The sequence below is a fragment of the Butyrivibrio sp. FCS014 genome (assembly GCF_000526935.1).
In the GTDB taxonomy this organism is placed as follows: domain Bacteria; phylum Bacillota; class Clostridia; order Lachnospirales; family Lachnospiraceae; genus Butyrivibrio.
The window spans coordinates 155,463-178,793 of the sequence record NZ_JAHA01000006.1 but is presented as its reverse complement, the minus strand read 5'-3'; the positions used below and the strand labels follow the sequence as shown (position 1 = coordinate 178,793).

Here is a 23,331-nt window from a genome sequence, read left to right as displayed (position 1 = left end):
TTATCACACGTTCTCACAGATACAAAACCAGCTCAATGGCCCGGTACTCTTTGTCAGCCTTGCCAAAGAGATTAGCAAATTCACTGTGCCTGTCATCCCCGACAGACTGGAAAACCACCTCTTCTATACCGGGATCCATGGTCACATTCACTCCAAGCTTTACAGCAAGGGCGGTAAACACTTCTCTCTTGTCACACTCAGGATCAAGAAAGATATTGTTTACCATCACCTTTTTTCCCTCTCTATATGCTTTTGCCGCTCCGATGATCTCTCCTTCGTCATTAAGATAAAAGCCTGATAGATCTTCATCAAATTCACTTCTTATCTTAAAAAGCCCAAGGTCCTCTCTTTCATTTAAGCGGCCAATCCTCTCATCCTTTGGTCCCCCAAGCTTTACCACCTTTTCAAGGGAGTCTCTCATCTTTGGTACAAGCCTTGAAAACTTTCCTCCAAGGAGTCTTCCAACACCGTAGTACAGGATCTTCTCATCTATTACCACAGGAACGAAGCCCTGCTTAGTCGCGAAGTTATAGCCGGAAAGAAGCTCTGCCGAATCACCTGAAACGTCCCTGTAAACAACATACTTCACTCCTGCGCTTTTAAGGATCTCAAGAGATTTCTCCAGCAGCTCTTTTCCATAGCCCTCTCCCCTGAACTTCTCATAGATAAAGAAGTTCTCCAGATTCACTGCCCCGGGCAGATCGTCGGAAAGAGTATATATGGCAAGTCCCATAAGCTTCTTGTCACCCTCATCCACGATCCCGTAGGCATAGAGCCTCTCTTTGCCTATATATTGGCTCCCGGCGGGAAAGAACTTTGCAAGAGCATCTTCCGGGAGTGCTATTCTCATGCAGGTAGTAGTTGATGGCATGGTATTTGCTCCTTTCCTGTGTTGTTATTTCTCGTTTCTTACACCGCTTATAACGGTCTTTCCCTTCGCTCCCGGGAAAAGATAATCCGTAAGCTTCCTGGTCTTGCCGTCATGTCGCCTTAGAAGCACTTTTGTGTCACCCGGATATTTTGATGCCGCAGCATTTACGGAATACCTCATCATCTCCAGCATGTACTTGTCCGCGTCCATTCCCTGGGCAAACAAAAGAACCGGCATCAGAACCCCGCTTTTTGTCTTCCGAACAAGGAACAAAGAGCTGACCTTTTCATCAGTGATGACGCAGCAGGATACATCCGTTTCAAACCACTCCGGCGGAAGGGCCGGAAGGTCCTCCTCAAGGCCGCATCTACCGCTGAACATGCAGTTGGTAACTCCTCTTTTAAACTGTAAAAGATCCAGCTCCGAAATGGCTTTCACGTAGGAAGGAGATGTCTTTTTCTTTGCAAACTTAAGTCCCGTAACATCGTCCAGGGGCTGTATAAGATCAACGCTCTCCTTCTCCTTAAGCACAAATCCGTTGTCGGAAAGGATCTTCTGCAGATTTGCGGGAAGCATGGACATCTCAAAAACTGTTCTGCACACGCCTTCCTCATCCATTCTCTTTTTATACTCATCAAGCATGGCTCCGGAATCAGCGCCATCACCCAGGATAAAAAGCTCAAGCTGAGCCTCGATATTGTCTTCACTGGAGAGATTCTTAAGACTCCAGGCAAGAACGGACTTTATATCCTCGTCCTCGTCGCATTCCTCTAAAGCCCCATAGCAGTCCCTGTCAAGGTTATCGGAAAGCTCCGCCCCAAGGACCTGTGCGTATTTTTCATCTCTTCCGTTTTCTATGTCTCTTATCCTGCTCATGGCCGCCACCTATCACCTTACTTCCAGATACACCATGGTAATGTCATCAAACTGATCATGTCCGTTCTCAAATCTGTTCACTTCATCCCACATGTCTGAAATGACTCCGTTCCCTTCTCTGCCCGCATCACTGTTGAGCGCCTTAAGGATACGATCTGCGCCAAACATCTCCTCCTGCGGGTTGGTAGCATCGGTGAGTCCGTCAGTATACAAAAACAGCGCATCCCCGGAGGAAAGAGTGATCTGCCTTTGAGTAAAGCCTATATCACTCTGAGCACCTATCATAAGATCATGCTCTTCCATTATGTAGTCGTATTTTCCTGTTTCATGCCTGTATACTACCGGGTCCTCATGTCCGGCATTCACATAGGTAAAGCTATGGTCTTTTTCCGAATAAACCCCCACAAAAGAAGTCACGAACATCATCTCATCGTTTCTCTCACAGAGGAAATTATTAATCTTGAAAAGAGCTGTGGCCAGATCATCTTTGTATTCAAGGACGGTAGTCTTGATGACGGATTTTGAAACTGCCATAAACAGCGCCGCAGGAACGCCCTTTCCGGAAACATCCGAAATAACTACTGCGGTCTTTCCATCCCCCACGTCAAAGTAATCATAGAAATCCCCGCCTACTTCTCTGGCAGGCCTCATAAAGGAGCTGACGGAAAAAGACTCTTTATTAAAGGATCCGTCCGGGAGCATTGAGGCCTGTATCCTGGCGCCCACCTCCAGCTCCGTTGCTGTTCTCTCACGCTCTCTGGTGACTTCCTGCAGATCCTCCATATAGTCATGGATCCTGGTCTCCATAAGAGCCATGGCATCTCCAAGGTCTCGTAGTTCATCATTGCTCTTAAGGCCAAGGTCCTGGAAAAATGTGGGGCCTTCGATCTTATCTTCCTGCTCGGAATAGCCTGCTGCCGCTCTGGACATTTTTCCGATCGGCGCCACCACAGCCCGCTTTATGAACTGCCAGGCAATAAGCCAGAAAATAAGGAGGATAACGATCATAACCGGTGCAAAAAACACCTCGAAAATTTCGGAAACCCTATTCTGGCTTTCCCCATCATCCACAAGGAACACATACCCCACTAACCTGTTTGGATCATCAGGACTATAGAAAGGCGCAAGAACATAATTCTCAAGCTTTTCTCCCATGAGTACCGATCCCATGTAGGAATCCTCAGTTCCTATGATGCTGTCCCCCGTTTCATAAGTGCCTTTTCTGAGGTCGATCACCGATCCGAAGGGTCTTTCTTCTGAAGAAGCTGCCACGATAAAGACCCTCTCTATGCCGGGAGCTTCAACCATAAGATCCGCCTCAGTAAGTTCTCCGGATTCCACAACGTAAGAAAGGTCCCGTCTGACACGATCATAGTAGGGATCCGGTGTGATTCTGGAAGCTGCAGCTACCACGTCTTTGTCCTTAAGGCTCTCCAAAGTATCCTTTTCAGTCCCGGAAGCTGCTTCTGTGGCCGCTTCAAAGAGTCTGACGGTCTTTTCCTGGTCCAGCAGCTGTGCCGCAGTCCTGCCTATGCTGTACATATCCTTTACACATATAATAATGTTCGAGGTCTTATCCGCAAAAGAAGCTACCCGAATAGTCAGATATGCCAGAATAGCTATCAGTATCACTATGACTATGGAGGTTTTCATCCCCAGGGAAAATCTGAATTTTCTTCTTCCGGTCTTCTCTTTTTTCATTTATTCTTTTCAGGCTCCAACCCGTCCGCTGATCATGGTGCTGTACGAAGAAAGATCCTGCTTAAGTCCGTGCATTCGCTTGATCTTTCTGTGTTCGTTGGTGTTCTTAAGTCTCGTCTGTCTTTCTTCCTGAGTAAGGAACTCCTTGAAGTACGGATCTGACATAAGGTAATTCTCATCCTCCGTTGCGAAATAACTCATTCCGGGATCCCATGCTATTTCATTGATGTCTTTGATCTGATTAAAATCACCCGCCTCAAGGAAGAAGCTTCTAAGCTTGCTTTTTTCCGGATACTTCTTTGCAAGTATCTTCTCTGCCATGTCCCGGCACTTTTCTATATCTGTTATCTGCTGCTCAAGCCTTTGTTTGAATGCAGCAATCTTATCCTCTGCCCACCCAAGGTCGTGAAGGGCATATTTCACATCGGTATCAAATCTATCTCTCATGCTAACGATATCAAGATATGCCTTTTTGTCCATATGAAGCATAGTGGGAACTTCCATGTAATTGGGATCCTCTTTATCATCTTTCTGGTCGCCATATTCTTGTTTCTTTTCATCATCAAGAATTCGCAGCACCTTCAGCTTTACTGCAGCCAGGAGTTCTTCTTTTTCCTTAGGGGGCATGGTATCCAGCTGAAGCTTTAAGTTATAGATGACGATCCTGAGTCTGTGCTCCATGTATCCTGTATCTTTATTCAAAACCTTCTTCTCATGGGAATTATCAGTCACGTCAATCTGATCCAGATTGCTGTGAAGAAGCATTGCATTCACAAGAACATCAATTTTTTCCTCTTTTTTAAGTTCATCAAGGCTCGTGATGCTGGTATCCTCTTTATACTTAATGTGTTTTGCGATAGCCTTGCACCGACTAATGATCTTGTCTGTTAATTTTTCGGGAACAGGACTTCCGTCAAGCATTTTCGAGGCTCTTATCATCTCTGTGGTATCTTTGTCTTTGTCATTAAGATAAATAATTCCCACTTTTGTCTCATTATAAAGATACTTATCAATGACGTTATGTCCCTGCTCTACACCTTTTTCATCACAGATATACAACGTATCCTTGTGCAAAGTATTCTTTTTGAGCGTCATCCCGTTATAGTCATAAACGGTTCTCTTTTCTCCCTCCACCTCAATGGTTCTCTTGGGAAGTTCATCTGCGCTCTTTATTCCAAGTTCCTTTAAAGTAATGGTTTTGTATTGGTAACGTCCCTTTTTAACGTTATCTCTATGAGTTTCTTCATACTCACATCCTACTCTCGGCATGGGAGATAGCATGTTCTCAAACAGATTCAGATTTGCTCCTCCAAGAAGCCTTGCATTGTAATAGGCCGCCTCAGGGCTGTTTCTGGCAATTTTCCTTATAACAGGCGGAAGCATACCGTTCTTTACGCTTGGTCCGTCAGGGTTCTCCTTGTCCTTGAAGGCATCCTTGAGATCCATGACTCCAAAGGACATATCATGGTCGTAGGACCCAATGGTATCGATCACAATGTCCTGGGTAAGAGGCTTATTCTCGTCATAATTTGTAAGGTCAGGCTGAGTCTTGCACTTAAAGTTTCTCCAGTGCCTGTCAGTCTGCAAAACAGAGGTATCAAACATCTGAAGTCTTACAAGCTGCCTGATGGCCGTTGGCGAATAATGGATCTTCCTTCCGTTCTTCTCCGCTATTTCAACGAGCTTTAACATCTCAACTCCGGGAGCCTCCACGGATATTGTGCCTGAAACGTCAGTAGCCTCCTTGTTTCCCGCCAGCTTAATATTTATGACCGCGCTCTCCGAGGAGGTTACCACATCATTAAATCCAAAGAGATTGGCCATTCGATAGGTAGCAGTATTATTCTTAGCCATGACTTCATCGTTGGAGGCATTGCTTCTGTCCGTCTGCTGTCCGTAAGCCTCAATTTCCTTACCCAGTGTAACGGTAAAGAATCTGCTGATCCTGTTATTGCCACCCTCTTTATTTTTCGGATCTGCATCCTTTGACATTCTCTTTAAGATGTCGAAAAGTGCCTTATCCTTACTAAGATTAAGGCCTAAAGGGTTATCCTTGGACTTGGCCATCTTAACAAGCCACTGATACTCATCCATAGGCTCGAAAACCTTGTGAGCCTTAATCTGGGCTTCCAGGGCAGCCTGGGCAAGTTTCACGCCCTCCTTCTTTGCCTTGGCAAGGTTTGCCTTAAGAGCTATAAGAGTAGCCTTTGACTCCTCGGCACGGGCATTGTACTCCGTAAGGCTCTGAAACACTTTATCAAAGTCATGCCCAAGGAAGGAAAGATATCTCTTGTTTAACGCTCTGGAATCCTTGACGCTTTCGGAAACAGAGGCAAGCTTATCCTTCATTTTGTTAAGGAACTCCTGACCGTAGTCATAGTCCTTTTCGTCAATCTTTCCGTTTAGTCTGGCCTCTTCCTTCTTGGAATCCCCCATGTGCTGCTTGCTGTTTCCAAGCTGACGGAGTCTTCGGTCAACAAATCCCTTAAGATCATCTCCTACAGGTTTAAGATTCTGCTTGAAGTAATACCATCCTTCTTTTCCGTTGACAGTGAGCCTGACCCTGTATACATCAGTGGAATTGCCCTCTACCTGGAGCTCGGCAGTACCTATTACCTTCAGTGAATTTGATTTGGCAAGAAGATCTCTTGGAGTCTGAACATCTGTAAGATCCTCCGCTTTATACTTCTGGTCCGCTATGTTGGCGACAACCACCGAAAGAAGCTCTCTCTCTTTTTCGAGAGCCAGTTTCATAGCTTCTACTCTGCGATAACGCCTTTTAGTCCAGGCATACTTGGGGGTCTTGGTATCAAGGTAATACTGGCAGGCATTGATGGCTGCCTCATATCCCTTTAAGTGCCTTTGTTTAAGCACATCAGCGTCGACTCTGCCGTTTATCTTCGGAATATCTCCCTCAAGCAGGGAATTAAGACCGTTTACCATTCTTATGATGGTATCCATCTCAGCGCTGTTACCGAACGCCTTTGTGGTCTTAGCCATAGTTGCAGCCTGGGTTCTTGCAAACTCCTTTGTAGCATTGACTCTGTCCTCAAAGCTGATGGCGTTGTTCTGCATCTGCTTGCTGTCAACTGTTTCTATCCCCATTCCAAGAAGTTTGTCCTGAAGAGTCTGTCCTCTGTCAAAAAGAGTCTGAGGATGAGCGTTCGCATCCTCCTGCTTTATATTGGTGAAGCTCATCTGATCCTCGGTGTAATCCAGAGGATTGTATGTAGATACATTTTCTTTTTTTACGTTGTATTTGAAATCCATAATGTCCCCTCTTATCTCACTTCGACGTCAACAACCGTATATCCCCCTTCGGGAATATCCTTCGGCCTGAACATGTCTTTTACTTCGTAAGCACCGCCTTCCGCAAAGTCCTCATCCTCCGATTGATTACTAAGATAATCGGAATCCGCCTGCATCATATAGGCGCTCTCCTCCAATTTTGAGGGAAGAACCTGTCTTATGAATTCAATTGTACTGTCGGAATCTGCAGTGACTCTGATAACATCTTTGGCACTGAATACTCTTGCGCCTTCTCTTATTGCACTGCCAAGAAGATGAGATATGGTCATAGGCTCATCCCCCTCTGACCAGAGGGCTACGGGATAGATCACGTTCTCTCCCCTGTGGACCAGGAAATATCCGTTGATCCTGCCTTTACTCATACTCACTAAAGAAACGTCTTTATCCAGGAACTTTCTTCCGCTCACGACATCATAGAGCATGCCGTGGCCTTCACCGGTCGCCCTGCCAACCGCATCCGCAAAAGCTTTGTTGGAAATTTCAAAAAATGGTTTGATATCGGGGTATTTCTGATCAATGGTAGCTACCTTGCGGGCAAAGGGACTCTCATAGAGCTGCCTTGCGGTAACATTCCATTCTCCCATAAGAGTTTTTCTCCAGCCAAATCCCCACTCAAGGAAATACAGCTGAAGAGCTTCAAAGTCTTCTTCCTGGGGCAGTCTTGCGCAGACTCTTTTCACCTTGAGAAATTCCGCAGTTTCAAAGACCTTCTCCATTAAAGAAGCCCCAAAGCCAAAACCTCTGTACTCTTCATCAACATAGAGCCACTCTATTGTTATGGACTCTTCCGCCTGCTGGGTAAAGATAAGTATCCCCACTCCGAGGCTTCTCTCCACAACTCCCAGGGCCGCAGCATTGGGAAGCCCCAAAAGCCCCAGCATATTCTTAGGTGCTACACCTGAGAAAAATACAGCATCATTCTTGTTAACCTGAACAACCTTCATATCGTTCTCCTCATATTGCAGTAAACATCAGTCTTTTTTAACAAAACGTTCTATACAATATTTTACGATGAAATGTAATCCGGGTCACAAGTTTATACTTTTTTTATTTATAGACTACTTCCCTTTGCATATAGAAGCTAAAGAGGAACAACAGACAGTCCACCGGTATTTTCACAACTGTTTCGGGCACAGCCGGAAGCACTCCGCAGATGGCACTGACAAGCCCGCCACTGGCCAGCATAATGAACACCGCCAGCATAAAGTACTTCACCGCAGCTTTCTTCCTGCTTCCTTTTCCCTTAAACACCACCCTGTAATTTATCGAGAAATTATAGATTGCCGAGATCACCCTGGCCAGTATGGTGGAGAGCATGATATAGCCGATGACCACCGGCACCTTCCTGAAAACCGCGCAGAATATGGTGAACAGCACAATATCCACAAGGGCCGAGGACAGGGACGAGAACAGGAACTTAAAGAATATGGCGTAGATCCTGATGGAATCCTTGACGGGATTAAAGTGGCTGGACTTATTCTCCTCAAGGTAGATGGTCTTAATTGGCACCTCCACGATTTTTATGCCAAGCTCTTTTGTATCAAGGAGCATGTTGGTCTCAAACTCAAACCTCTCCCCTTTTTCCGTCAAAAGAGCCTTCATAAACTCCGAAGAGATTCCCCTAAGCCCCGTCTGGGTATCGCTGATAGACATGCCCGTAAGAAGCTTCATAACCCTGCTGGTGGTCTTGTTTCCGAACACCGACCTTGCAGGGATACCCGACTGGTCAAAGTCCCTCACCCCAAGGATCAGAGCCTTGGGATTTTCCTTAAGAGCCTCCATGCACTTTTTGATATCCTCAGGGGAGTGCTGTCCGTCTGAATCTGCGGTAACAACTCCCGTAAGAAGCGGATACTCGGTCAGGCAATAGTTAAAAGCAGTCTTCAAGCCTCTGCCCTTTCCCATGTTCACCGCATGGACCAGCACCTTTGCTCCAAGAGTTCTTACCTTATCAAAGATCTCCCCGTATTTACCCGGAAAAGAGCCGTCATCAACCACCACCACAGGGCCAATCCCCGCGGCGTTTAAGTCTTCCATGAGCTTTATGAGTTTTTCATCCGGCTCGTATGCCGGGATTATAACAGGGATCATGTTCTCCATATCAATAATTTACTCCATTTACGCTGTATACTTGCCCCGCTTTGTATTCCCCGTCCTTAAGGATCTCTCCAAAGAGATTGTCTGCCTCTTTCCTTGGATCCTCCACATAGAAATACTCAGCGTGGCTTTCCTTCATCTTCCTTATTATAGAATCTTTGTCGTCATCAGAGGACCACACGTCATATACCAGCGCCGCAGGACAGGCCTCCTTGCTGATGTAAGCGTTATGAACATAGGAATTATTCTCTGGGTCTCTGAATATCAAAATACGCTTTCCCCAGTACTGCCTGCCCCTCACCGAAGCGGCGATGCTCCTGCCCTCGTCGGTTACCATGTAATATACGTAGTCCGTATCCTCCTGAAGGCTGTTCCTGTAGTCAAAAAGATGTGTATATACGCCGCTGTAGTCCGCTGTAAGGAATATGAAAGCCGCCCATATTCCGGCTACAGCCATAATGCTCGATGTTCCCTTCTCAAAGCCCCGTTCAAAAGAGATTCCAAAGAGAAGATATGCTGTTCCCAGAGTAAAGGGTGCGCAGTATCTTGCAATGGACAGCGACATGGCATAGGCATCAAGATACTGATCCTCTGTCCCGAATATGGAAATATGGGCCAGGAATATAATGCCGTAGGCGATGGCTCCGGTGACGGCAGAGAATATAAGGAGCTTTCTCATCTCTTTTCCCGTGATGAGCTTCCTTGCTCCAAGGGCGATGATAGCCGCAAATATCAGCACAATTGCGCATCCCGCCGAGATATCAAGGGTAATGTTCCTATCGCCGTGCATGGGCCAGAAAAGAAAGGCCTCAATGAAATATTTCATCTTATCAAAGGTATTGTCGGGAGCGGTGAAATTCCCGGAGGTGGCCATTCTGATCCCGGCACCGGTAAGCTTTGCCACTCTCCTGTTTAAAAGGCACAGAAGAAGCCAGCTGCCGTACACCGCTGCCCCAAAGGCTCCCGCAAAGAAAATGCCTTTCTCCTTTTTGGCAACAATTATATAGAAGACAAGGGCAAACAAAGCCCATTCGATCCCGACGGATTTGGTAAGAAGGAGCACCGATACATACAGGGCTATTCTCATATAATAGTAGGCCCTGTCAGTACCCTCACGATCGAATATGGCAAGAAGCAGTGCTCCGTATACAATCCCCATGGTGATGTCCGCAGGAGTTCCGTAGTAGATCATGCCGTTGAACACGCCGCTAAAGAGCATAAGGACAGCAAACATAAGGACTGACAGAAAAAGGCCCGCCGCTTTGGAGAGCTTTGCCGATGCCTCTTTTACCTTGGAAAGAAGAGGCAGAAGGAATACGGCGTTAAGGGCAAAATAACCTGTAAACTGAAGGCTCTCTTTGTATTCTGCAGGACTAAGCTGCAGGAAGAGCCATTTGGCCAGAGAGGTGACAGGCGGATAATCCCCGAATTCAGGAGAGGCATTGCCGTACTTCCCCGGGAAACCACCCATAAAAAACAGCTGCTTGGCATCGGAGGACCAGTAGTTGATATCATCCCACCAGGTAAACACCCTGTCTCCGGTCATGAAGCCCACAAAAAGAACTGCTGCCACAAACATCAGCATCTCCGGGGAGAATATGTTCCTTAAGTAACCGGGGATCTTCCATGCTTCCTTCTTATAGAAGAGGTCCGCAGAAACATAGCCTATGTATATCAAAGAGGCTGCGCCCACAAGCTGCAGGTGCCCCGCATACGCAAAGGCGTACAGCACCAGCAAAAGAGCCGCCGCGCAAACCGAAGCAGTTTCTGTAACATTTCTTTTAAATCTGTCGGAAGCTCTTGCCGACAGCAATAAATATGCCGATATAGTAAATAGAAACACCATAATAGACTTTTTCCTTATTTTTGATACAAGAATTATGATAATATAACGGACCCGGGGTTGCAATTTATAAATAAATCATAAACTCTCGGAAATTTGTAATAAATCAATTGACATTTGATTTTGATTTAGTATGATGTAGGTAACTAAACGTGGCTTTATTTGCCCTCGTACGACTGATACCAATGGAATGGTAGAAGATATAACGCGTACGGATATCACGGAAGAAAGGAGGGGCATATATGGCAGGCATTTCTTTAAATGGCGCTTACAACCATTTCATACAAGACTATGTATCCAAAGATGTGACACAGGCCGACGCTCATCGTAAAGATGAGTTACGCGACGTGTACAAATCTATCGCCAGGATCAACAAGAAGTCCCCTCTTTATCTACTCACGGATGATGACGCTTCACGCAATGATGCGATTGATATAAAAGAGAAAGCTCGTCAGCTTCAGGGTGATATTATGAAGCTCGGCGGACAGGCTGATCGATCCTCACTCAATCATTCTTCTGCTTTTACAACCGACGAAGACAAAGTTCAGGCATCCTATATTGGCGACTCTCCGGATCAGGATATCGGCAATTTAGGTTTTGATATCGAAGTTTCTTCACTGGCACAAAGCCAGGTGAACAGAGGCAGGTTCCTTCCCAAGGATTCCTCTTCACTTCCCGCTGAGAACTATGCATTTGACGTAAGGGTCAATGAGCAGGAATATGAGTTCCAGTTCGGAATCTACAATACCGACAGGAACATTGACATACAGCAGAAGCTTGAAAAGCTGATCAATAAAGCAGGAATAGGCATCAGCGCCTCCGTAATAGAGGAAGGCAACCGTTCTGCGATAGAGATCACTTCCACCCACACCGGACTTAAGACCGGGCAGACCAGCCAGTTTGAGATCTATGAATCCTCCAGCGGTCTTGCAACCGGAAGTGTTGAATATCTTGGACTTAACATGGTAGCCGCTCCTGCAGCCAATGCTCACTTTACTTTAAACGGTGAGGAGAAGGTTGCGGTATCCAATCATTTCACCGTAGGCGGCAAGTTCGATATCAACCTTAAATCCGTTACCGATTCCGCAAGTCCCATACATGTAGGTATCAAGCGCGATAACGAAGCTCTTATCGGACATGTATCCTCTCTGGTGGAAGCCTACAACAAATTTGTTGAGGATGCCGGCGGTATAGAAGATGCCAAGTTCAAGAGCTCCAAGCTCAAATCAGAGCTTATAGGTCTTGCGCAGCAGCATCTGGCTCATGCAGAAGATATCGGAATCAAACTTGAAGGAAACGGAACCCTTTCCATAGATGAGGAGCTCTTAAAGCAGGCAGTTGAAAGCAGTGCAAGTTCAGCTTCTCTCGATCCGGTCAACAAATTTGCTTCAGCACTTATAGATAAGGCAAAAGATATATCCGTTGACCCCATGAAATATGTTGACAGGCCTGTCGTGAATTATAGAAATCCTGACAGCCGCGACACAAATAACCCGTATATCACAAGCGAATACTCAGGCATGATGTTCAACAACTATTGCTGAGTATGGCGCTTCAGCCGATCTGCTGCAGCAGAAACGGCTTGAATTGATATAGTTGCCGATGAGCGTTTCGGCAACAGGAATGCCCCGAGCGTAATCCGCCCGGGGCATTCTTCATGTTTTATGTTATCAGTGTCACTTAAGTTCTGCTCATATCAAGGGCCGCTCTTATAACCTGATCCATGTTGTAGTACTTGTACTGTCCAAGTCTTCCTCCAAAGAGAATATCGGGATACTCCTTAGCCAGCTCTGTATATTTCTCGTAAAGGCTGTTGTTGGCCTCATCGTTCATGGGATAATAGGGCTCATCACCTATCTTCCAGGTGGCAGGATACTCGTAGGTAATGATGGTTCCGTTTCCCTTTCCGAATTCAAAGTGCTTATGCTCGATGATCCTTGTATAGGGAACCTCCCTCTCAGTGTAGTTGACCACGGCATTGCCCTGGAAATTATCGGTATCAGGCAGCTCTTTTGTCTTGAATTTAAGTGATCTGTATTCAAGGGTTCCCAGCTGATATCCGAAGAACTCATCTATCATGCCCGTGAACAGTATCTTGTCAAAGCTGTCGCCGTTTACGGATTCGAAAGGTCTTGCAGGGAGCTTGCCTTCCATCTTCACAAAATCATAGTAGTCTGTACCGGTCTTGACAGTGATGCTTCCCTTATCGCTGGTTAAGATTTTCTCCACTACAGCGGTGTATCCGCCCTCGGGAATTCCCTGATAGCGATCGTTGAAATAATTGTTGTCGTAAACAAATCTCATGGGAAGTCTCTTGATGATAAAGGCCGGAAGGTCCTTGCAGTCTCTTCCCCACTGTTTCTCCGTATAGCCCTTTACCAGCTTCTCATAGATATCTCTTCCCGCAAGGCTAAGGGCCTGCTCCTCAAGATTCTCAGGTTCAAAAGAGTCTGTGTTCTTCTCTGCCATGATCCGTGAAACCTCAGCGGATGCCTGATCATCTATGATCTTCTTTGCTTCCTCAGGGGTCTTAATTCCCCACATCTTGCTGAAGGTATTCATATTAAAAGGAAGATTATAGAGCTCATCCTTGTAAACAGCCACGGGACTGTTGATGTAATTATTGAACTCGCAGAAACGGTTTATATAATCCCAAACCTCTCTGTCCGAGGTATGGAAAATATGGGCTCCGTACATGTGAACATTAATGCCCATCCGCTCTTTAGTATAAATATTGCCGCCTATATGATCTCTCTTGTCGATAACAAGAACGCTTTTTCCCTTGTCTGCCATCTCCCGGGCGAATACCGCTCCGAACAGACCTGCTCCAACTACCAGATAATCGTATTTCATTATTTTTCCTCCAAAAAAGGCTTTGCGGAATCCATTATATCAAATCCGCAAAGCCTTTTCATTTCATTTTTCAGATTTAGGAAAAATCATTTCCTGTCACAGGTCTATCAGTCTGCCTGGTACTTATCAAGCTGAGAGAAGTCTCCCATCATGTCAAGGATCTTCTTACGTCCGGCCTTGTTGAGCTTAACGTACTGCTGCATTACACGGTTCTCAACGATCTTCTTGCCAAGGTCTGTACCCTGCTCAAGTGTTGAGAAATCCACAGGATTAAGATTAAGACGATCACACATTTTGATAACTGTACCGTAAGCCATTCCCTCAATTCCCCTATCTAATGCTGTAACAAGTGTACTGTATGGAATAGACATATCTATTGCAAACTGTCTAACACTTTTATACTGTGAAAGGATTTCTCTTTTTAAAATTTCAGCCTTTGTCATGTTGCTACCTCCTGTTTTATTTTTTTCTTGTGAAAATTCTTTCCCTTTTGCAGATAATAGAATAACACATAGACGATTTTTCGTCATTCACTTTTTAGGGGAATTTTCGAATAAAATTTTAGACGGATTGACCACTGTTTTTTGGCATTTTCACGAAAATGCATCAGGTAACAAGAATTTGCGAAAGTGTTCACACTTTTTTCACAATTCGTTGTTAGAATAAAAGACTTTTTAGCGATAACAAAAAACCTTTCGATATATACTGGATTTCGTAAATTTTTGGAAAATATACGAAAAAACAAACAGCACCGAAGTGCTGTTTATCATCTGTTTATGCGTGATATTTAGTAAGGCCGTGAAACCATGCACGCTCTTTTATTGCTCTTTGGCAATTCTATTGTTCAAAAATGCTATAACCTCATTGTAGTTTTCTTTCGGAATACTATAAACTTTATGAACATTTCCCTCACATTGTACGTCTATAGAGCCCATTTTAGGCTTAACTGCCACCACATTTGCATAGCGGACCGTTTCTATTTTGAGGTCCCTGGCTGTGGCAAATTCCAATCTCTTTTCGTATATACGAAGAACCCCTTCCTTCAGGCCGCTGGTTCCGTTAAAGACATAGATGGGGTCATCGTCCTCGATGGCAACATCAAGTCCCCTTCTGCCTTCTTCCGACACCACTGAGGGCTTAGTCAGTGAAACATAATTAAGATCTGCATCGCTGACACCCTCTTCCGAATCCGGAGTTTTGCGGATATTCACCTCTATAAGGCCCGAAAGGGAATTGTAATTGGCTGCGATGGCATAGCTCGAGGAAACCAGAAGAGGCATAAGCTTGTCCCTGATCTTATACCTGAACCTGATCATATGGAAGCCTTCATTCAATATAAAAGAGATCGTCTCCATGGGTTTAGCCTCATAGAGCTCTCTGTCGTCCACAAAGACCAGCATTTTCTCATTGCTGTCCCTGTTGAAATTTGTCTGGATCTGGATAAGGTAATTCTTCATGTATCATCACTCCTGCGTAGAGTATAATATCCGGATACCGCCTATCTTAAGGCACTCTGCAATCCTTCCGTCGCTGACATATTCTTTGTCTGCCAGAGCTATATCAAAAGTATGCGGCTTCCAGGGAAGCCTTACGGTATTTATCTCTCCCCATACCACTTCATCCGCCATGTTTCTTGCCACACTGGCCTCTATGGAGCTTCTGCACACTCCGGCAACAAATGCCAGAGGACAGTGCTGCTTGATATAGGAGGCTGTAGCTCCCATACCGCAGGTAAAATCAATTATCCTGATGGGAACATCAAATCTACCTGCCACCTCAATGGCTTCATCCGCGGCTTCAAACCATGGCTCGCAGAATCCCCAGATATCAAAGCCCCATTTGTCGATAAACTTATTGCGGCTCTGCTCCATCAGGTCATTATTTCCGCCAAAGCCGCTTCCTCCCTGATGGTAGATAAAGCTGTTAAGGCACAGGTACTGCTTAAAGCCCGCCCTTGCTATGCGGAATCCCAGGTCATCATCTTCAAAGTAAGCCGGTGAAAAGAACTCGTCGAAGACCTTTAGGTCCGGTGCCACCGCCTTTATGGCATCCCTTGATACCAGCATGGCATACCCCGTAAGCCTGAACCTTTTTGCATAGGGATTTACCATGGGAACGCTTCTTGAAGCAGCATATTTCATCACTGCCTCTTTTCCCGAGCCGTATTGTGACAGTTCGGCCTTTGGAATCTCCTGCAAAAGAGCACTGTTGGAGCAGGCTCCCGTAGCTCCCACATTCCTGTCCTCATATAGTCCCATTCTAAGGAAGAACAGAGCATTGGGGGTAAGAACGGTATCATTATTCAAAAAGAAAATATCGTTGCCGGGATCGCAGGCCGCCGCACCGATGTTGCAGCCCCTGGAAAATCCCAGGTTCTCATCGTTCTCTATAAGTACGAAGTTATAGGAAGCACTTTCCCTCCTGCTTCTTAAGAATTCCGAAATGCCTTCCTCAGTGGAGGCATTGTCCACCACCACAACCTCGAAACTGCCCTTTGGCATGGTCTCTTCTATGGAATCAAGACATTCCTTCATGATCTCAAGGTCATTGTAGGACAGGATCATGATGCTGACATTGCGGACCCTCAAAGCCGGATTACTCTTAAGCTCTTCCAGTGCATCGCTTATAACTTCCGCATCCTCACTTTCGGTGCAATAGAAAAGAGCCATCTCCATGCAAAGATAGGACTTATCTATGTTGATATTGATGTAATAAAGCCCCAGCATGTAAAAGAGCTCATACTCTTTCTGATTGTAGGAAAGGCCTTTGGCTATGGCATCAAACTCCGCGCAGCTGTCCTCAAGCGATTCCCAGAGGGTGGCTTCATAAACGCACAGTTTTGAAGCCTCCTTCGGAGCCATACTGTCCATGTGAAGGAGCTGTTCCTGAAACTCATATAAAGCTTCCCGTAGTTCACCACCGGCTATCAGTTCACCAAGTCTTTCCAGCATAAAAGTCTCTTTTCCAAGCCTATATCAATATTTTAGCACACTATCGCGAAATGAAACAAACGGGGTCCACCCCGTATCCTCCCTAAGCTTCTCTACGGAAGGATCAAGATATACAAAGGGTTTTTCCACTTCTCCGAAATGAAGAAGCCCCCTGTCAGCCCCCAGAATATCCGCAGCTTCCTCCACATAGTCCTTAAGAGGTTTGGCTTCACCTCTGGCCACATCATAGACTCTGCCGTTTTTCCCCTTTTCTCCAATGAGCCTTAAAGCCTGCGCTGCATCCTCTGCATCAAGATAATCCCAGTTCTGCTCACAGGAACTTAAGTAGAAGACCTTCCCCTGTCTTAAATTTTTTACAAGATCCGGCAGCATCCTGCCATCAGGCTCATATTTGCCAATAAGGCTAAAGAGCCTTGCCCAGACAAAGTCCAGGTTATTCTGCGCTGCCTCTTTTGCCAGAAGCTCATAAGCCATGGCCTTGTGCTTACCGTATTCGGTGATGGGATCAACCTCCGCCTGAGATCCGATGCCTATAAACTTAAGGCTGCCGGTGCCCCTCTTCTTAAGGTTTTCATTAAGCTCCAGCGCACACTTAAGGGCTGCCATCGCCCCATTCACGTTTCGCATCTGGATTTTCTCATCGTTCCTGTCACCGCCCCAGGCCAGATGAAAGAATTTCACCTCTCCCTCGATATCCTCGGGAAGCCTGCAGATAAGCTGTTCATATTCCTCCATATCAAGAAAGACCTTGTGGATATTAAGGTCTTTCAGTCTTTCGTTATGTGATGATGTCCTTCGTCCGATGGCGTAAACCTCATAATCCTGCTCAGCAAGATGTTCCACCAGATTTGCACCGGCAAACCCGAAAGCTCCGGTGACAATGGCGACTTTTTTCTCAGGCATCTTCAATCTCCCCGGCTTCTCTCTCGTAGTCCGCAGCCTGTTCTTCGTTCCCAAGCTTTCTGTAGCACTTTGCGAGGGCAAGACGCGGCATCACACCGCTCCTTCTGGCGTCAAGGATACTTCCGCACTCATAAGCTGCATTGTAGTACCAGACAATGGCCTCATCCAGGTCGTCTACGGCAAAATAGTAATCCCCCAGTTCATAGCACATCTCAGCGGACATCTCGGTTATGGCATCCTTAAGGGTGTACTTTAAAAGCGCCGCAACATCCTTCTCCAAAATAGCTATGTGAGCCAGAACGCAGCTGGCTTCCTTTATCTCGTCAAGACTCCTCTCGGTATCCAGAACCGCCCCGGCAAAAAAGTCTTTGGCCTTTATAAAGTCCTCGTCATCCCCCGCCATAAAAAGCTCTCTGGCGTACATGCCGTGAAGCCGCTTTGACAGTCGCCTTCCCTCCTTCACCGTCTTACGGAAAGCTTCGAGATCTCTTTTCCCATGGTTCTCTGAAGGCCTGTGAATGATCTCAATATCGCTGTTAACAACAACCGGGTCCAGAATAACCTGCTCGTGAATGGGATCCTCCCACACAAAGTTTCTGACCCGCTTAAATAGCTTGGGTCGAAGCTCCCGGTCAAAGTTGTATACCGTTCTGAAGGAGAGCTGATTGGTGTAATACATCTGCACGATATCTATGTCCAGCTCCTCGATGTCTTTTTTCAGCTGAATGAACCTTAGGCGATTCTCCTCATCCAGCTCCTCGTCGGCATCTGCAGAATAGATGTAGTCGCAGCTTGCAAGGGAAAAGGCGTAGTTTCTGGCTTTGCTGAAGTCATCCACCCATTTAAAGTACTCGACCTTTGCCCCGAATTCCTTGGCGATTTCCACGGTTTTGTCCGTGGAGCCGGTGTCCACCACTATCATCTCATCCACGATGCCCTTAAGGCTCTCAAGGCACTTTTTCAGATTCTTTTCCTCATTTTTCACTATCATGCACAGGCTAACTGTAATCATTGCTACCTCCATGAAAAAGAGACTTCGTCATACCACCACAACGTTGTTGCGGCCCTTGTTCCTGGCCTTTTCAAGAGCATTGACCACGTTCTGAATTGTCTTGCTGTAATCGCCGTTGTATCTGGAAACTCCCACGGAAATCGTAAAGGGAACCGGGGTATCCTCGGCGCTCTCAATATCTCGTCTGAACTGCTCCATTCTGGCGCAGGCATTATTCACATCGCAGTTTTTGAGGATGACAACAAACTCCTGCCCGCCGTAGCGGATTACATAATCATCCTCATGGGTCTCCTTGGACAGCTTCTGGCCCATGTAAAGCAGGGTCAAGTCGCCTGTGTAGTGACCGTTTTCCTCGTTTATCTTCTTGAAATTATCGATATCCAGCATGGCTATTGCCGCCGGAGCCTCGGTATCCTTGATGGCATTCTTGGAGACTATTCTCTCCAGAAGGTGTCTGTTGTAAACCTGGGTCAGCGGATCGGTAACCATTGCCAGTTCCAGCTTTTGCTTCATCCTGTAGTGGCTCAGGAAGAACAGCACCAGAATAAAATGAGTGAAGATGACAAAGATTGCGCCGCAGACTTCCACCACCAGCACAAATATAAGACTGTCATAGTAAAAGAAATATCGGCCTATGAGTATCTCTGCAATGAAAAGCACCGAAGAAATAGCCACCTCATGAGGCTTGGCGGAAAAGCCTATAACCATCCACATAAGGTTCATAATGATAAAGCTCTCTGCCGCATGGCCGTTGTCCCCGAGCTGGTACATTACAAGAAGCGCTGATATCACAATGCCATGTGCCAGGAAGTAGTCAAAAAAGACGATGGCTCCGCGGTCCCTTACTATATTTGATCCGATGACGTAAATGATGAAGAATACCAGTATGGACAGTCTCGGCATCAGGGTAGGTGCAAAGGACCTGTTAAAAGCGTAGTCATTCAGAATAAAGAATATAAACAAAAAAGAGCCGGTGACCAGACTAAGCTCGACATACTTCTGGTAGTAGTCGCACTTAGACGCATAAAAGTCAGCAAGCTCTTCCTTATTCATTGTCTTGTAGTCTTTATAAAGTTCGTATATCGCTTTGATTGCATCAATCGTCTTCATACTCGTACAATCCCCCTACTTACCATTGTACACGACAAACGGTAATAAAGACAGAGGTAATTGTTATAACGACGATTATTCCTCGGTTGTGTCTCCTACGGGTTTTCCGCCTGTAGCAAGCCATTTGAGGTAGGCATTGATGAAGGGATCAAGGTCGCCATCAAGGACGCCGTCGGCATTGGAGGCTTTGAAGCCTGTTCTGGTGTCATTTACCATGGTGTAGGGCTGAAGGACATAGGAGCGGATCTGGCTGCCCCATGCATTATCCATGACATCGCCACGGATTCCGGCAAGCTTGGCTGCCTGCTCTTCCTGCTTCATGACAAAGAGTTTGGCTTTCAGCATCTGCATAGCCTTGTCCTTGTTCTGGAACTGTGAACGCTCATTCTGGCAGGCAACTACAACACCTGTGGGAATATGTGTGATACGTACCGCAGATGAAGTCTTGTTGATGTGCTGTCCGCCGGCACCACTTGATCTGTAAGTATCGATACGAAGGTCATCTGGATTGATGTCGATATCAAGGTCCTCTTCGATATCAGGCATAACGTCACAGGATACGAAGGATGTCTGTCTCTTAGCCTGTGCATTGAAAGGGCTGATTCTTACAAGTCTGTGAACGCCGTGCTCTGACTTAAGAAGGCCGTAGGCATTGGTTCCTGAAATCTGGAAGGTTACCGACTTGATACCGGCCTCATCTCCATCAAGAAGATCGAGGGTCTCAACTGAGAATCCCTTTCTCTCGGCCCATCTGGTGTACATACGGTAGAGCATGCTTGCCCAGTCGCAGGCCTCTGTTCCGCCCGCTCCGGCGTTGAGTCTTAAGATAACGTCATATTTGTCATAGGGTCCGTTAAGCAGGTTGCTGATACGGATATCCTCAAGAGTCTTCTCGAAGTCATCGAGTTCCTGTCTGATCTCTGCAGCCATGTCCTCATCATCCACACCCTCAGCATTCTGCATGTCGATAAGATCGATGATGTCGCTGTACTGAGCATTCAGGTGCTCAATGTTCTCAACAAGGTCCTGCATGTTCTTGAGGTCCTTGGTCTTCTTATTGGCCTTCTCGGCGTTGTCCCAGAATCCGGGCTCCTCCATCTCACGGGAGAGCTCCTCAATGATCTTCTTCTTGGAATCCAGGTCAAGGGAAGCCGTAACCTCTTTAAGTGTATCCTGAAGGTTCTGAATCTCAACCTTCATCTGATCTAAAACTACCATTTATTATCTCCTTAAAACTTATGCCTGCCTGCCGTGGCAGTTCTTGTACTTCTTGCCGGATCCGCAAGGACAGGGATCATTGGGATAAACCTTGGCCTCTGCTCTCTTGATGGGAGTCTTGGCTACGGTATCATCCTTGTTTGTTCCGGTAACCTTTGCAACCTGCTCACGCTCTACTCTCTCTTCGATATGAACGTGGAACAGAAGTCTTACAGTATCTTCCTCGATGTTCCTTGTCATATCGTCGAACATCTCGAAACCTGCAAGCTTGTACTCAAGCTTGGGATCTCTCTGGGCATAGGACTGAAGACCGATACCCTGACGCAGCTGATCCATATCATCGATGTGGTCCATCCACTTTCTGTCGATGACTTTAAGAAGGATAACACGCTCAATCTCACGGATTGTTTCAGGCTCGGGGAACTCTGCCTCTTTTGCCTCATAGAGCTTAACAGCCTCTTCTTTGAGCTGCTGTGTAAGCCCTGCCTTGGTGAGGTTGTCGATACGTCCCCTTGTAATCTTCTTAAGAGGTACTGTAGGAAGAAGCAGCTCATTGAGCTCCTGAAGATTCCAGTTGTCGGGATCATTCTCCTCACCCACAACGGTCTCCACGGAGGATTCTACTATATCTGTGATCATCTTGTAGATGGAATCTCTCATGGAGTCTCCGTCCAGAACCTTCTTACGCTCTGCATAGATGATCTCTCTCTGCTCGTTGTTGACCTGGTCATACTCAAGCAGGTTCTTACGAATTGCATAGTTGTTGGACTCGATCTTCTTCTGGGCCGATTCAATGGCTCTTGACAGGGATGAATGCTCGATCTCCTGTCCCTCAGGGATCTTGACCGCATTGAAGATGGCGGTAAGTCTCTCGGAACCAAAGAGTCTCATCAGGTTGTCTTCCAGTGAAAGATAGAACTTGGACTCACCGGGATCTCCCTGACGACCGGAACGACCACGGAGCTGATTGTCGATACGTCTTGACTCATGTCTCTCGGTACCGATGATCTTAAGTCCGCCGGCCTCTCTGGCCTCGTCATCAAGCTTGATATCTGTACCACGGCCGGCCATGTTGGTGGCGATGGTAACGGCGCCGTGCTTACCGGCTTCTGCTACGATCTGAGCTTCCAGTTCGTGGAACTTGGCATTCAGAACCTGATGCTGGATACCGCGCTTTTTAAGCATACGGCTAAGTTCCTCGGAAGCCTCGATGGTGATGGTACCAACCAGAACAGGCTGTCCCTTTGCATGAGACTCAACAACCGCATCACAGATGGCATTGAGCTTCTCTTTTCTGGTCTTGTACATTGCATCCTGATGATCTATACGGATTACAGGCTTGTTGGTAGGGATAACGATTACATCCATGCCGTATATATCACGGAACTCCTGCTCCTCTGTAAGAGCTGTACCGGTCATACCACACTTGTTCTCGAACTTGTTGAAGAAGTTCTGGAAGGTAATGGTAGCAAGAGTCTTGGACTCTCTCTTTACCTTAACGTGTTCCTTGGCCTCGATAGCCTGATGGAGACCGTCTGAATAACGACGTCCCGGCATTACACGGCCTGTAAACTCATCTACGATAAGAACCTCATCATCCTTAACGATGTAGTCATGATCCTTCTGCATAAGGTTGTTGGCACGAAGGGCAAGGATGATATTGTGCTGGATCTCAAGGTTCTCGGGATCAGCAAGGTTCTCGATCCTGAAGAATCTCTCAACCTTGGCAACACCCTGCTCGGTAAGGTTAACGATCTTATCCTTCTCATTGACAATGAAGTCACCTGTCTCTTCTCTCTCAACGCCCATGATGGCATCCATCTTGGACAGGTCTTCCATATCCTCACCTCTTGTCATCTGCTTGGCAAGAATATCGCAGGCCTCATAGAGCTTGGTTGACTTGTCACTCTGTCCGGAAATAATAAGAGGGGTACGGGCTTCGTCGATGAGAATCGAGTCAACCTCATCGATGATACAGAAGTGCAGTCCGCGAAGAACGCACTGCTCTTTGTAGATAGCCATGTTGTCCCTAAGGTAATCAAATCCCAGCTCATTGTTGGTTACATAGGTGATGTCGCAGTTATAAGCCGCTTTCCTCTCCTCACTGGTCATGCTGTTAAGAACGCATCCAACTGAAAGGCCCAGGAACCTGTGAATCTGTCCCATCTGATCAGCATCACGCTTAGCCAGGTAGTCATTGACTGTAACTACGTGAACGCCCTTTCCTGCCAGCGCCTCCAGATATGAAGGAAGTGTAGCCACAAGAGTCTTACCTTCACCGGTTCTCATCTCAGCGATACGTCCCTGATGAAGAATGATACCGCCTATGATCTGTACCCTGAAATGCTCCATTCCGAGAACTCTCACACTCGCTTCCCTGACAACCGCATAGGCCTCAGGCAGGATGTCATCAAGAGTTTCGCCATCAGCAAGCCTCTTCTTAAACTCATCTGTCTTGGCACGAAGCTGCTCATCGGAAAGAGCCTGCATCTGAGGTCTCATAGCCTCAATAGCATCAACGGTACCCTTGATCCTCTTAAGCTCTCTCTCGGAATGTGTTCCGATAATCTTATCTAATATACTCATT

At 46.4% G+C, this 23,331-nt stretch carries 17 protein-coding genes; 1 reads left to right on the top strand and 16 read right to left on the bottom strand.

Annotated features, from left to right (window positions below; all coding sequences use genetic code 11):
• Positions 1 to 13: 13 nt before the first annotated feature.
• From T456_RS0104625 to T456_RS0104595, 7 genes are all read right to left on the bottom strand, one after another.
• A complete protein-coding gene (locus T456_RS0104625) occupies positions 14 to 871 on the bottom strand; it encodes a GNAT family N-acetyltransferase (protein ID WP_081748986.1) in 858 nt (285 codons plus the stop codon).
• A 24-nt stretch (positions 872 to 895) separates the two neighbouring features.
• Positions 896 to 1,747 carry a hypothetical protein gene (locus T456_RS0104620; RefSeq protein ID WP_024865128.1) on the bottom strand — a complete coding sequence of 284 codons (852 nt, stop codon included), beginning with the start codon at positions 1,745 to 1,747 and terminating at the stop codon, positions 896 to 898.
• A gap of 12 nt (positions 1,748 to 1,759) precedes the next feature.
• Positions 1,760 to 3,448 (bottom strand): PP2C family protein-serine/threonine phosphatase, encoded by a 1,689-nt coding sequence (locus T456_RS0104615; RefSeq protein WP_024865127.1) that lies wholly within the window; start codon positions 3,446 to 3,448, stop codon positions 1,760 to 1,762.
• Positions 3,449 to 3,457: 9 nt separating this feature from the next.
• Positions 3,458 to 6,718 carry a hypothetical protein gene (locus T456_RS0104610; protein ID WP_024865126.1) on the bottom strand — a complete coding sequence of 1,087 codons (3,261 nt, stop codon included), beginning with the start codon at positions 6,716 to 6,718 and terminating at the stop codon, positions 3,458 to 3,460.
• Positions 6,719 to 6,729: 11 nt separating this feature from the next.
• The gene (locus T456_RS0104605) at positions 6,730 to 7,701 is read right to left on the bottom strand and encodes a GNAT family N-acetyltransferase (RefSeq protein ID WP_024865125.1); all 972 of its coding nucleotides are present in this window, start codon (positions 7,699 to 7,701) and stop codon (positions 6,730 to 6,732) included.
• Positions 7,702 to 7,804: 103 nt separating this feature from the next.
• Positions 7,805 to 8,857 carry a bifunctional glycosyltransferase family 2/GtrA family protein gene (locus tag T456_RS0104600; RefSeq protein WP_024865124.1) on the bottom strand — a complete coding sequence of 351 codons (1,053 nt, stop codon included), beginning with the start codon at positions 8,855 to 8,857 and terminating at the stop codon, positions 7,805 to 7,807.
• A 1-nt stretch (position 8,858) separates the two neighbouring features.
• A complete protein-coding gene (locus T456_RS0104595) occupies positions 8,859 to 10,700 on the bottom strand; it encodes a hypothetical protein (protein ID WP_024865123.1) in 1,842 nt (613 codons plus the stop codon).
• A 239-nt stretch (positions 10,701 to 10,939) separates the two neighbouring features.
• Here T456_RS0104595 and fliD point away from each other — a divergent pair, with 239 nt between their 5' ends.
• On the top strand, positions 10,940 to 12,241 hold the full coding sequence (fliD, locus tag T456_RS0104590) for a flagellar filament capping protein FliD (protein WP_024865122.1): 1,302 nt from the start codon (positions 10,940 to 10,942) through the stop codon (positions 12,239 to 12,241).
• Positions 12,242 to 12,377: 136 nt separating this feature from the next.
• Here the strand turns inward: fliD and glf are convergent, their stop codons facing one another.
• The 9 genes from glf to secA all read right to left on the bottom strand — a co-directional run bounded on the left by glf (position 12,378) and on the right by secA (position 23,330).
• Positions 12,378 to 13,550, bottom strand: coding sequence for a UDP-galactopyranose mutase (gene glf, locus T456_RS0104585; protein WP_024865121.1), 1,173 nt, complete (start codon positions 13,548 to 13,550; stop codon positions 12,378 to 12,380).
• 107 nt (positions 13,551 to 13,657) lie between these two features.
• On the bottom strand, positions 13,658 to 13,993 hold the full coding sequence (locus T456_RS0104580) for a hypothetical protein (protein ID WP_022765107.1): 336 nt from the start codon (positions 13,991 to 13,993) through the stop codon (positions 13,658 to 13,660).
• 375 nt (positions 13,994 to 14,368) lie between these two features.
• Positions 14,369 to 15,007 carry a hypothetical protein gene (locus T456_RS0104575; protein WP_024865120.1) on the bottom strand — a complete coding sequence of 213 codons (639 nt, stop codon included), beginning with the start codon at positions 15,005 to 15,007 and terminating at the stop codon, positions 14,369 to 14,371.
• A gap of 6 nt (positions 15,008 to 15,013) precedes the next feature.
• On the bottom strand, positions 15,014 to 16,501 hold the full coding sequence (locus T456_RS0104570; protein WP_024865119.1) for a glycosyltransferase family 2 protein: 1,488 nt from the start codon (positions 16,499 to 16,501) through the stop codon (positions 15,014 to 15,016).
• Positions 16,502 to 16,525: 24 nt separating this feature from the next.
• Positions 16,526 to 17,404, bottom strand: coding sequence for an NAD-dependent epimerase/dehydratase family protein (locus tag T456_RS0104565; protein ID WP_024865118.1), 879 nt, complete (start codon positions 17,402 to 17,404; stop codon positions 16,526 to 16,528).
• Positions 17,397 to 18,416 (bottom strand): tetratricopeptide repeat-containing glycosyltransferase family 2 protein, encoded by a 1,020-nt coding sequence (locus T456_RS0104560; RefSeq protein ID WP_024865117.1) that lies wholly within the window; start codon positions 18,414 to 18,416, stop codon positions 17,397 to 17,399. The genes T456_RS0104565 and T456_RS0104560 overlap by 8 nt, the downstream gene beginning before the upstream one ends.
• A gap of 27 nt (positions 18,417 to 18,443) precedes the next feature.
• Positions 18,444 to 19,526 (bottom strand): GGDEF domain-containing protein, encoded by a 1,083-nt coding sequence (locus tag T456_RS0104555; protein ID WP_024865116.1) that lies wholly within the window; start codon positions 19,524 to 19,526, stop codon positions 18,444 to 18,446.
• Between the two features lie 75 nt (positions 19,527 to 19,601).
• Positions 19,602 to 20,744: a peptide chain release factor 2 gene (gene prfB, locus T456_RS0104550; RefSeq protein WP_024865115.1), complete on the bottom strand. Its 1,143-nt coding sequence runs from the start codon at positions 20,742 to 20,744 to the stop codon at positions 19,602 to 19,604.
• Between the two features lie 18 nt (positions 20,745 to 20,762).
• On the bottom strand, positions 20,763 to 23,330 hold the full coding sequence (secA, locus tag T456_RS0104545) for a preprotein translocase subunit SecA (protein ID WP_024865114.1): 2,568 nt from the start codon (positions 23,328 to 23,330) through the stop codon (positions 20,763 to 20,765).
• Position 23,331 lies beyond the last annotated feature (1 nt).